10 protein-coding genes and 1 other RNA gene are annotated in these 9,337 nt (G+C 64.7%); 8 read left to right on the top strand and 3 right to left on the bottom strand.

The features are described from left to right. On the top strand, positions 1-421 hold a 421-nt coding region (locus GH737_RS10470; RefSeq protein ID WP_476749612.1), incomplete at its 5' end, for a S66 peptidase family protein. Positions 422-494: 73 nt separating this feature from the next. Continuing rightward, a complete protein-coding gene (locus GH737_RS10465; protein WP_155264766.1) occupies positions 495-764 on the top strand; it encodes an SWIB/MDM2 domain-containing protein in 270 nt (89 codons plus the stop codon). An 84-nt stretch (positions 765-848) separates the two neighbouring features. Here the strand turns inward: GH737_RS10465 and GH737_RS10460 are convergent, their stop codons facing one another. Together GH737_RS10460 and GH737_RS10455 are read right to left on the bottom strand one after the other, a co-directional pair. Continuing rightward, positions 849-1,589 carry an NUDIX hydrolase gene (locus GH737_RS10460; RefSeq protein WP_155264765.1) on the bottom strand — a complete coding sequence of 247 codons (741 nt, stop codon included), beginning with the start codon at positions 1,587-1,589 and terminating at the stop codon, positions 849-851. Positions 1,590-1,697: 108 nt separating this feature from the next. Further along, positions 1,698-1,961, bottom strand: a complete 264-nt coding sequence (locus GH737_RS10455) for a hypothetical protein (RefSeq protein WP_155264764.1) — start codon at positions 1,959-1,961, stop codon at positions 1,698-1,700. A 109-nt stretch (positions 1,962-2,070) separates the two neighbouring features. Here GH737_RS10455 and ssrA point away from each other — a divergent pair. From ssrA to GH737_RS10435, 4 genes are all read left to right on the top strand, one after another. Next, positions 2,071-2,413, top strand: a transfer-messenger RNA (tmRNA) gene (gene ssrA / locus GH737_RS10450). 98 nt (positions 2,414-2,511) lie between these two features. Beyond that, positions 2,512-3,288: a hypothetical protein gene (locus tag GH737_RS10445; protein WP_155264763.1), complete on the top strand. Its 777-nt coding sequence runs from the start codon at positions 2,512-2,514 to the stop codon at positions 3,286-3,288. A gap of 86 nt (positions 3,289-3,374) precedes the next feature. Beyond that, positions 3,375-5,405 (top strand): amidohydrolase family protein, encoded by a 2,031-nt coding sequence (locus GH737_RS10440; RefSeq protein WP_230558763.1) that lies wholly within the window; start codon positions 3,375-3,377, stop codon positions 5,403-5,405. Positions 5,406-5,556: 151 nt separating this feature from the next. Beyond that, complete coding sequence (locus tag GH737_RS10435; protein ID WP_155264761.1) at positions 5,557-7,317, top strand: TIR domain-containing protein; 1,761 nt, start codon at positions 5,557-5,559, stop codon at positions 7,315-7,317. On the opposite strand, the gene mscL is transcribed toward GH737_RS10435, so the two are convergent. Continuing rightward, a complete protein-coding gene (mscL, locus tag GH737_RS10430) occupies positions 7,314-7,736 on the bottom strand; it encodes a large conductance mechanosensitive channel protein MscL (RefSeq protein WP_155264760.1) in 423 nt (140 codons plus the stop codon). The two genes, GH737_RS10435 and mscL, sit on opposite strands and share 4 nt — an antisense overlap. Before the next feature lie 158 nt (positions 7,737-7,894). Between mscL and GH737_RS10425 the strand changes: the two genes are divergently transcribed. Then, positions 7,895-8,521 carry a LemA family protein gene (locus tag GH737_RS10425; protein WP_155264759.1) on the top strand — a complete coding sequence of 209 codons (627 nt, stop codon included), beginning with the start codon at positions 7,895-7,897 and terminating at the stop codon, positions 8,519-8,521. A gap of 37 nt (positions 8,522-8,558) precedes the next feature. Further along, the coding region (locus GH737_RS10420; protein ID WP_230558762.1) for a TPM domain-containing protein at positions 8,559-9,337 on the top strand (779 nt) is incomplete at its 3' end.

Raw genomic sequence — 9,337 nt, 5'->3', positions numbered from 1 at the left:
CGAGGCCGCGGTGACGCGCGCGCTCGACTGGCTCGTCCGGCGCGATCCGGCGGCGCTCGAGCCCGCGCTGGAAGCGCCGGCGATGGCGTTCAACCTGACCGTCCTGTCGACCCTGCTCGGAACTCCGCTCGAGCCGGATTTCACGGGCGTCGACCTGCTGATAGAAGAGGTCAGCGAGCAGCTCTACCGGATCGACCGCACGATGTTCCATGTGACGGCTAGTGCGAACGTTCGCGGCGTCCGCAGAATTCGTCTTGGCCGCGTCTCCGATGTGCTTGAAAACGACCCGGCTTTCGGCATCGATGAAGCGGCGATCGTCGAGCAATGGTGCGCGCGCTCGGGCATCCCCTACGGCGGCCGCGCCGACATCGGTCACGACGCCCGCAATCGCGTTGTGCCTTTTGTGTCGCAATTTCGCTGAATTCCCCTCTGCAACAGCATTGCAAACCCCCCCAAGTTGCGCTCTACCAACGGTGGAACAACAGGAGGGCCTGATGGCAGAAGGAACTGGTCGTAAAGCAGGGGGCGGGCTGGCTCGCCCGGTTCAACCGTCGGCGGATCTCGCCGCGATTACCGGAAGCGCGCCGCTTCCGCGCAGCCAGGTGGTTTCCAAAATCTGGGACCATATCCGCAAGAACAACCTGCAAAACCCGCAAAACAAACGGGAAATCATGGCTGATGACAAGCTGAAGAAGGTCTTCGGGGGCAAGGACCGGGTCAGCATGTTCGAGATGAACAAGCATCTGTCGAACCACCTGAAGTAGGCTCGGACCTTCGGGGGATCAGAGGGGATCCGCTCCGGCGGGTCCCCTTTTTGTTTGGTGCGAAGCGCGACTCGGTCCGCAGAGTCAGCCCCGCCAGAGGCCGTTGAGCCTCTCCTGCGTCACCGGAAATCCGAGATCGGCGGGAATGGTGATGAATTTCTCGCCATGGCGCTCCTCGACCCAAGGGGTCACCGGTTCGATCGGATGGGCGAGCGCGTCGGCGCGGATGGCCTCGAAATCCGCATGGAGCGCGAGCCGTTCCAGCGTTCGCCGCGTGGGAAAGATAAGGCGCGCCTCGCCGCGTCGTTCGCGCTCGAGCACGTCCGCGGCCGTGATCCATGCCGCGCCCGCGCATTCGCCTTCGACCACTTGCGGGCGCCATTTGCCGGCGGGGCAGCGCGCGACGAAGAACAGCGTATCGAAGCGCCGGACGGCGTGGAACTTGGGGACCCAGCGTGCGAACGGCGTGAGGGAGGAAGCGTCGATGGAAAGCGAGCCGGCGCTCAGCAGTCCGCCGAACGGTTCGTCCGCGATTAGCGCGCTCTGAAGCTCGCGCGCCGCTGCCTCTGAGGGGGCGGGAGCGAGGCCGACCGGGATGGCCGTCTCCTCGATCGTTTCCCGAACCGCCGCAACGGCATTCGCGTCGACGTCGAGCGCACACGCGAGCGCGCGATCGGCATCGTCGATGCGCCCGCCGGGGAAGACCAGCGCCCCCGCTGCGAACGCCATCCCGGCCGCGCGCTCGACCATCAGCAACTCCGGAGGGCCGGACGCGGAATCGCGGACGACGATCAGCGTGGCGGCGGGGATGGCGTCGTCGGACATGGCGCCGGCCTAGGCTCTGCGCGCTCAAAGAAAAAGCCGCCCGGAGTGCCGGGCGGATCGTCCAGTGATCGGGAACAGTCCCCGTTGGGGCACACTCCCCCTGCAGCGCTACATCCCGCTGACGTTCTGCTCATCGGCCTCGGTCGGGTTCTGGCCATTGTCGCCCACCGCATTCATGTCGTTGGCGAGTGGCTCGTTGGCGACCGCGTTCATGTCGGCGGCATTGTTGGCCGCTTCGTTCGCGAGCGCGTTCAGATCCTCGGCCGCCGGCTGGTTGAGCTCGGCATTATTGACCGCGTCCTGGTTGTCGCCGCTGCATGCCGCGAGCGCCAGCGCGGCTGCGCCGCCGATCGCAAAAACCAGTCTTTTCATGTCGTTGAGTCCCCACAATCTTGGAATGGAATGGCGACACATATCAGCAGTTTGCCTCGGACTTCCACCCCCTTCGGTCAATTTGCCAAGAACAAGGGGGGAGCGCCGGCTCCTTGAGATTCCGCCGCAAATTCCCTATCTGAGGCCCTGCCGGGCAACCGGCTATGTCGGTAGACTGTCAGGTGGAATAGGCACTTCGGACCCGGGGGGCAGTACCCCGGCGCCTCCACCATCAACCGCGACGTTTCGCAGTTGTTGATGGGGGCGAAATAGGATCGACGAGTGCAATAAAGGCCCGATTGCCGATCGGATTGAGCCACCGCGACGGCTCATAACCACAAGTGCCAACGATAACGAGGCGCTCGCTCTTGCCGCGTAACTGACGTCCTAACGGACTGACGTTACAAAGCTAAAGCGCGGTTGGACCCCACCGGGCAACAGAAGGGGATTCCAGCGGTACGGGGAGCACCGGGCAACAGAAGCTCCCCACCTTCCAATTCTTTTCGACCTGCGGCCGATGCGGTAGTTTACGCGCAGGGGGTACATCGCCATGAATCACTGGACCGGGCGTCTGCTTTCGCTCGCCGCGCCGCTTTTGCTCACCGGCTGCCTGTGGGGGCCGGGCAAGTTTGCGTCCGACCTTACGCTCCGCAAGGACGGCAGCTTCGTCCTCGATTATCGCGGCGAGATCGTGCTCGAGAATGCCGAGGAAATGGCGAAGCGGCCGTGGAAGCCCACCATCGCGCATTGCATGAAAGAGGATGGGAGCGAGCGGCCGTGTACGGCAGACGAGCTGGCTCAGCAGAAGTCTGCCTACTTAACCAAGCAGAAGAGCGACGAGGAAAGCGCCAAGGCTTTCGGCATTCCCGGAGCCGACGAAGCGTCCAACCGCGCCTTCGCGGCCAAGCTGATGAAATATGCCGGGTGGCGCTCGGTCGCCTACCGTGGGAATGGCGTGTTCGATGTCGATTATCACCTCGAAGGCCGGGCGACTCAGGACTTCGTCTTCCCGATCATGCCCGACAGCGCCATCGTTATTCCCTTCTTCACGCTTCGCCGCCGCGCGGATGGGTCGGTGCTGGTCAGCGCGCCCGCGCTCACCGGCGGGATGAACATGTTCGGCCCGATGGCGCAGCAGATGGGCGGTGAGGGTGACATGAAGGGTCCGCCGTCGCGTGCGCAGGGGCGATTCACCGTTCATACCGACGGCCAGATCGTCACCAACAACAGCGAGGATGGTCCCACGCCCGATCCGGCGGGGCAGGCGGTGCACTGGGATATCTCGCCGGGCTCGAACAAGATCCCCGAGACTTTGATCCGCCTCTAGACGCGGCTTCGTCGAAGCCGCTGTTGCGTTTGCGCCGGCGTCTTGCCACGCTCGCTGCATACAACACGGGGGACTTCATGGGCCGAATGATACTTGCAGCGCTGCTCGCCGCGAGCGCTTCCATCGCCGTTGCCGCGCCTGCGACCAAGGACCAGCTAATGAAGCCGCCCGCGGGCGCGCGTCACTACACGATCAGCTCGACCGCCGGGAAGCATGGCGACATCTGGTCGTGGACGATGCCCGACGGAAAGTCCGCCTACCGCATGTCGATGTCGCTTCGCGGCTGGATCACCGAGGACGACGAGGTGATCACGCCTGGGCCCGACGGCCGACCGATCGCGATCGCAATCCGGGGCTTCACCGACTCCGGCGATGCGACCGAGGACTTCCGGGTCGACGGGAGCGGGGTTGCGCATTGGAAGACGGCAGTCGACTCCGGCTCCGCACCTTTCGCCAACAAGCGCTACAACACCTACGGCGGCCCATGGCTCGCGGGCGAGAAAGACATCGAAGCGCTGGTCGCAGCCGGCGACAAGGGCGTCGACCTGCTTCCGGGCGGCCATGCCAGCATCACCATTGGCCAGCGGGTGCAGATCGACGGCCCGCAAGGCCCGAAAACCGTCAAGCTCGCCTTCATCAAGGGCTACGGCTTCGCGCCGAATCCGGTGTGGCTCGACACCGACAACCGCTACTTCGGCTTTGCGGGCGTAATCTCGCTACTCCCCGAGGGCTATGAGAAGGCTGGGCCGAAGCTCACGGAAATCCAGAACCAGGCGACGGCCGCGATGGTCCGCGACATCGCGCACAAGTTCCTCGCTGCCGCCAACCGCACTCCAACGTTGGTCGACCACGTCCTGCTGTTCGACTCGGTCGCCGGAAAGTATCTGCCCGACCGCGCGGTGCTTATCGCCGACGGCAAGGTCGTTGGGGTCGGTCCGGCTGGGTCGATCGAGGCGCCGGCCGGCGCGTCGGTGATTGACGGACGCGGGAAGACCATCCTGCCGGGTCTGTGGGACGCGCACCAGCACGTCGGCGGCGACTGGAACCTGTTGCAGAACCTCGCCACGGGCATGACCAATTACCGCAGCCCCGGCTCCGACATCGACGAGGCGCTCAGCATTCAGAAGCGCCGGGCTGCAGGCGATCTGCTGGCGCCGGACGGCAAGATTTCCGTGATCATCGATCGCAAGGACCCCCTGGCGGCGCAGGGCGCATTGACCGTCAGCTCGGCCGAGGAAGCAGTCGCTGCGGTCGACAAGATCAAGGCGGCGGGCTTGTGGGGCGCGAAATTCTACACGTCGATGGATCCGGCATGGATCGCGCCCGCGGCTGCTGAAGCGCACAAGCTGGGCCTGCACGTCCATGGCCATGTCCCCGCGCGCATGCGGCCGCTCGACGCGGTGCGCGCCGGCTATGACGAGATCACGCACATCAACTTCATCATGATGCAGGCGATGCCGCAGGAAGTGGTGGACAAGGCCAACACCGCCGCACGGCTGGAGGGACCGGCGAAGTACGGCAAGGACGTCGACCTCGACTCCCCGGCGATGAAGGCTTTCTACGCCGAGCTGGCGAAGCGCGGTACGATCATCGATCCGACGTTGACTGTGTGGGAGCCGCTGATGACGTCGGACGGCACGTCGATTTCGCCCGAATATGCGCCGTTCGCCGACATCGCTCCGCCGGCGGTCGCGCGCGGCTGGAAGATCGGTGGCTATCCCTTGTTCGGCGGCCTCACCCGCGCCGACTTCAAGAAGAGCTTCGACAAGATGGTGGGACTGGTCGGCAAGCTCCACGACGCAGGCGTGCGCATCGTCGCCGGAACCGACGGCTACGGGCTTGAGCTCGTGCGCGAACTGGTGTTGTACGAAGAGGCGGGGCTCACCAATGCCGAAGCGTTGCAGACGGCAACCATCGTGCCCGCGCAGATGACGGGCATGGACGATCGCGTCGGATCGATCGCCGCAGGCAAGACCGCCGATATCATCCTGGTCGACGGCGACGTGTCGAAGGACCTGCGCAATCTCCGCCACGTCGAGACCGTATTCCTCGACGGCTATCGGCTTGACGGAGCGGCGCTGCGCGAAGCCAGCGGCCTTAGCGGTATGCCGAAATAGAGCTGCGCTTCTTCACGGCTTCTGCCCAATCCTGCGTAATCGATGACGCCGCCCATTGGACGGTCGAGCGCGTTCACGTGCGCCTTTCACCGGCAAGTGAATTGCTTTACTTCCGTGCCCTTCTGCCGAAGGGGAGAGGGGCTTCCGCCCGATGGCCGACATTTTCGTCTCCTATGGCCGATCTACCGAAGGCCAGGCCAGGCAGGTGGCCGAAGCATTGCGGGCGGCCGGCTACAGCGTCTGGCGCGATGATGAGCTTCCGGCCCACCGTTCCTACAGCGACGTGATCGAGGAACGGCTGCGCTCGGCCAAGGCGGTTGTGGTGCTGTGGTCGGCGGAAGCGGCACGGTCCCAGTGGGTGCGCGCGGAAGCCGACATCGCGCGCGAAGCCGGAACGTTGGTGCAGGTCACGGTCGACGGTATTCTGCCGCCGATCCCGTTCAGCCAGATTCAGTGCGCGGACCTCAACGGCTGGAGCGAGGATAGCGACGCGCCCGGCTGGCAGAAGGTCCTGAGCAGCATCGCTCTGCTGGTCGGCAACCCCGCCCAGGTGCGGACCTCGGACGAACGCAAGGGCGCTGCGGCCCGCCGGGTGGCGATCTGCGTGCTGCCGTTCATCAACCTCAGCGGTGATGCCGAGCAGGAATATTTCAGCGACGGGATCACCGACGACATCATCACCGACCTGTCGAAGGTTTCAGCCCTGTCGGTGACCGCCCGGAACACCGCCTTCACCCTGAAGGGTCAAACGCTCGAGGCAGGGCAGATCGGCCGCCAGCTCAACGTCACGCACGTTCTCGAGGGCAGCATTCGAAAGTCGGGGGACCGCGTCAGGATCAACGCCCAGCTGATCGACGCCGAAGCCGGCGACCACGTTTGGGCCGACCGCTACGATCGCGACCTGACGGACATTTTCGCGATCCAGGACGAGATTTCCAAAGCAATCGTGTCGGCGCTCCGGGTGAAGCTGCTCCCCAAAGAGAAGAAGGCAATCGAGAGCCGCGGAACATCCAGCGTCGAGGCTTACAACCTTTATCTCATGGCGCGGCAGCATTGGATCAGCGGCAACGACGGCGACATCCGGCGTGACGAAGTCGTGGTCCGGATTGCCAGGCAGGCAACGGAGATCGATCCCGATTACGCCAAGGCGTGGGCGCTGATCGCGCTGGCGCAGGCCGAGATGCGGTTCCGGCACGACAGACACGAGGATGCGCTCGCTGCGGCAGAGCGAGCGCTGGAGCTCGACCCAAACCTGCCAGAGGCGCTATGCGTCAAGGCTCGCTACCTTGCCGACGAGGACGGCAAATCCGAAGAGGCGGACAGGCAGATTCAGACGGCATTGCGCCTCGATCCGGAATCCTGGGAAGTGAACAAGGAAGCGGCCCGGCTGCTCAGCCGAAGCGGCCAGATGCGCGAGGCAATTCCGTATTTCGAGAAAGCCGCCTCGGTGGTCGAGAGCGACTATCATTCCACCGGAATGCTGGAGACCTGTTACGCGGCAGTTGGCGATGCGGCGGGATTGAAGCGAGCGGCGGAGATGACGCTCGAGCGCGCCCAGCGCGTGCTCGCGCAGGATCCGGCGATCGGCTCCGCCCTCGGCTTTGGCGCAGTGGCTTTGGCCATTCTGGGTGACGGCGAGCGGTCAAAGGAGTGGATCAAGCGCGCGCTGCTGATGGATCCGGACAATTTCACGATGCGCTGGAATCTTGTTTGCTCGTTGTCGCGCTATTTGAATGACAAGGACGCGGCGATCGAGCTCCTGACGACTTTCATCGATCGCGCGCCGCCGGCCATGGTCAAATACCTGCGGCTCGACACCGACCTCGACCCTTTGCGGGATGATCCGAGGTTCGAGCAGATGGTCCAAGCCCAGGAGCAGCGCGTCGCGTCGGAGAAATCCGCCGCAGCCTAGCGCCGCTTCAGCTCATCCCTGATCTCCATCAGCAGTTCGATCTCGGTCGGACCGGCGGGACCTTCCTCGCGCCTGCGCATCACCTTCGTCGCCCAGCGGACCATCAGGAAGATGATGAAAGCGAGGATCAGGAAATTGATGATGACCGTGACGAACTCGCCCCAGCCGAGCACCGGCGCGCCCGCGGCCTTGAGGGCGGCATAATCGTTCATGCTGCCGCGATAGCCGTCGGGCACCGGTCCGAGCAGAGTGAAATAGCTCGAGAAGTCGAGCCCGCCGAAGAGCGCGCCGACGACGGGCATTATGATGTCTTCCGTGAGGCTTGTGGTGATCTTCGCGAAGGCCGCGCCGATGATCACGGCGACCGCGAGGTCGAGCACATTGCCCTTGGCAATGAAAGCGCGGAAATCATTCAGCATTCGACGGCTCCCTTGTGTCGCTTCCCCGACCTTAGCCGAATTCGCCGCGCGCGGCAGCATCCGCTCTGCTGTGTTGCTGTTATATAGCGGCATGTTGAATCGGAACTGCGGCATGTTTACCTATCGCGCCACTGACGCGATCCAAGGGGACCATCGACATGACCGCGCTTGCCCGTTCCGCGCCCGGCTCTGTGATAACACGAGCCATTCTAGCCTTGTTCGTTGCGTTCAGCCTGTCGAGCTGCGGCGTCAACAGCGTCCCCACGGCGGAAGAGCAGGTCAATGCCGAGTTTGCCAACCTGCAGGCCGAATATCAGCGCCGCAACGACCTCATCGGCAACCTCGTCGAAACGGTGAAGGCCGCCGCTGGCAGCGAGGAGAAGATCCTCACCGAAGTAACGGCGGCGCGCGCGCGGGCGACATCCGTGACCCTCAGCCCCGATCAGCTCGACGATCCGCAGGCGGTGCAGCGCTACAACGCGGCGCAGGCCGGGCTGTCGAGCGCGCGAAGCCTGCTCGGCACCGTTATCCAGGAGCGCTATCCGCAGTTGCAGAGCCAGCAGCGCTTCGCCGACCTGATGGTTGCGCTCGAAGGGACGGAGAACCGCATCCGGACCCAGCGCCGCGATTATAACGAGGCGGTGCGCCAGTATAACACGCGCATTCGAACCTTCCCGGACGCGATCGGCGCGAAGATCTTCTACGGCGCCAAGCCGAAGGTGCCGTTCGAGGCCGCGCCCGGTGCCGAGACCGCGCCCAAGGTCGATTTCGGCAACGCCGGCTGAGCTGACCAGTCGGGTTCATCTCGAGGAGCGCGGCGGCGTGGCTGTCCCGAAAAGCATCCTGCATGCCTTCGCGCTGCTCGCCATGGCGCTTCTCCTGGCTCTGTCCGCCCCGGCTTTTGCGCAGAAGCTGCCGGCGAATAACGGATCGCCGGTCGTCGACCAGGCCGATCTCCTGCGGCCCGAGCAGGAGGTCGATCTCAAGTCGAAGTCGGAAGCGCTCTTCGCCCAGACCGGCCACGCATTCGTCGTTGCGACGGTGAAGAGCCTCGATGGCCTGACCATCGAGGATTACGGCAACCGGCTGATCCGCGCCTGGAAAGTGGGCGACGAGAAGCGCGACGACGGCGTCATCCTGCTCGTCGCCCCGAATGAGAGAAAGGTCCGGATCGAAACCGGGTACGGAGCGGAGGGATTCCTGCCCGACATCCTCGCCGGCCGAATCATCCGCGACACCATCACGCCGCGCTTCAAGGCCGGTGACATGGCGGGCGGCATCATGGCCGGTTCGGATGCGATCATTCAGCAGATGAGCCTGCCTGCCGACCAGGCGCAAAAGAATGTCGCCCAGGCGGAGCAGGCGCAGCAGAGCAGGCAGAAATCGAGCGGCGGCGCGCTGCCCGTGATCTTCTGGGCGATGATCATCGGTTTCGTCCTGCTGTCGATGGTGCGGAGGCCGGTCGGGCGCCGCTACCGGTCCCGTTCTCGGCGCGGCGGGATCAGCCCGTGGGTCGTGCTGTGGGGACTCAATGAGATCAGCCGGGCATCGCGGCGCGGCGGCGGCTGGGGCGGCGGCGGCGGCGGTTGGGGAGGCGGCGG

The organism is Sphingomonas segetis (assembly GCF_009720245.1).
GTDB lineage: Bacteria > Pseudomonadota > Alphaproteobacteria > Sphingomonadales > Sphingomonadaceae > Sphingomicrobium > Sphingomicrobium segetis.
This window is presented reverse-complemented; position numbering and strand designations above follow the sequence as displayed.

What these genes read in the sequence shown, in the direction of transcription:
- GH737_RS10445 (WP_155264763.1), top strand. Translation starts at nt 2,512, where the DNA reads ATGAATCACTGGACCGGGCGTCTGCTTTCGCTCGCCGCGCCGCTTTTG.
- GH737_RS10465 (WP_155264766.1), top strand. Translation starts at nt 495, where the DNA reads ATGGCAGAAGGAACTGGTCGTAAAGCAGGGGGCGGGCTGGCTCGCCCG.
- GH737_RS10440 (WP_230558763.1), top strand. Translation starts at nt 3,375, where the DNA reads ATGATACTTGCAGCGCTGCTCGCCGCGAGCGCTTCCATCGCCGTTGCC.
- GH737_RS10435 (WP_155264761.1), top strand. Translation starts at nt 5,557, where the DNA reads ATGGCCGACATTTTCGTCTCCTATGGCCGATCTACCGAAGGCCAGGCC.
- GH737_RS10425 (WP_155264759.1), top strand. Translation starts at nt 7,895, where the DNA reads ATGACCGCGCTTGCCCGTTCCGCGCCCGGCTCTGTGATAACACGAGCC.
- GH737_RS10455 (WP_155264764.1), bottom strand. Translation starts at nt 1,961, where the DNA reads ATGAAAAGACTGGTTTTTGCGATCGGCGGCGCAGCCGCGCTGGCGCTC.
- mscL (WP_155264760.1), bottom strand. Translation starts at nt 7,736, where the DNA reads ATGCTGAATGATTTCCGCGCTTTCATTGCCAAGGGCAATGTGCTCGAC.
- GH737_RS10460 (WP_155264765.1), bottom strand. Translation starts at nt 1,589, where the DNA reads ATGTCCGACGACGCCATCCCCGCCGCCACGCTGATCGTCGTCCGCGAT.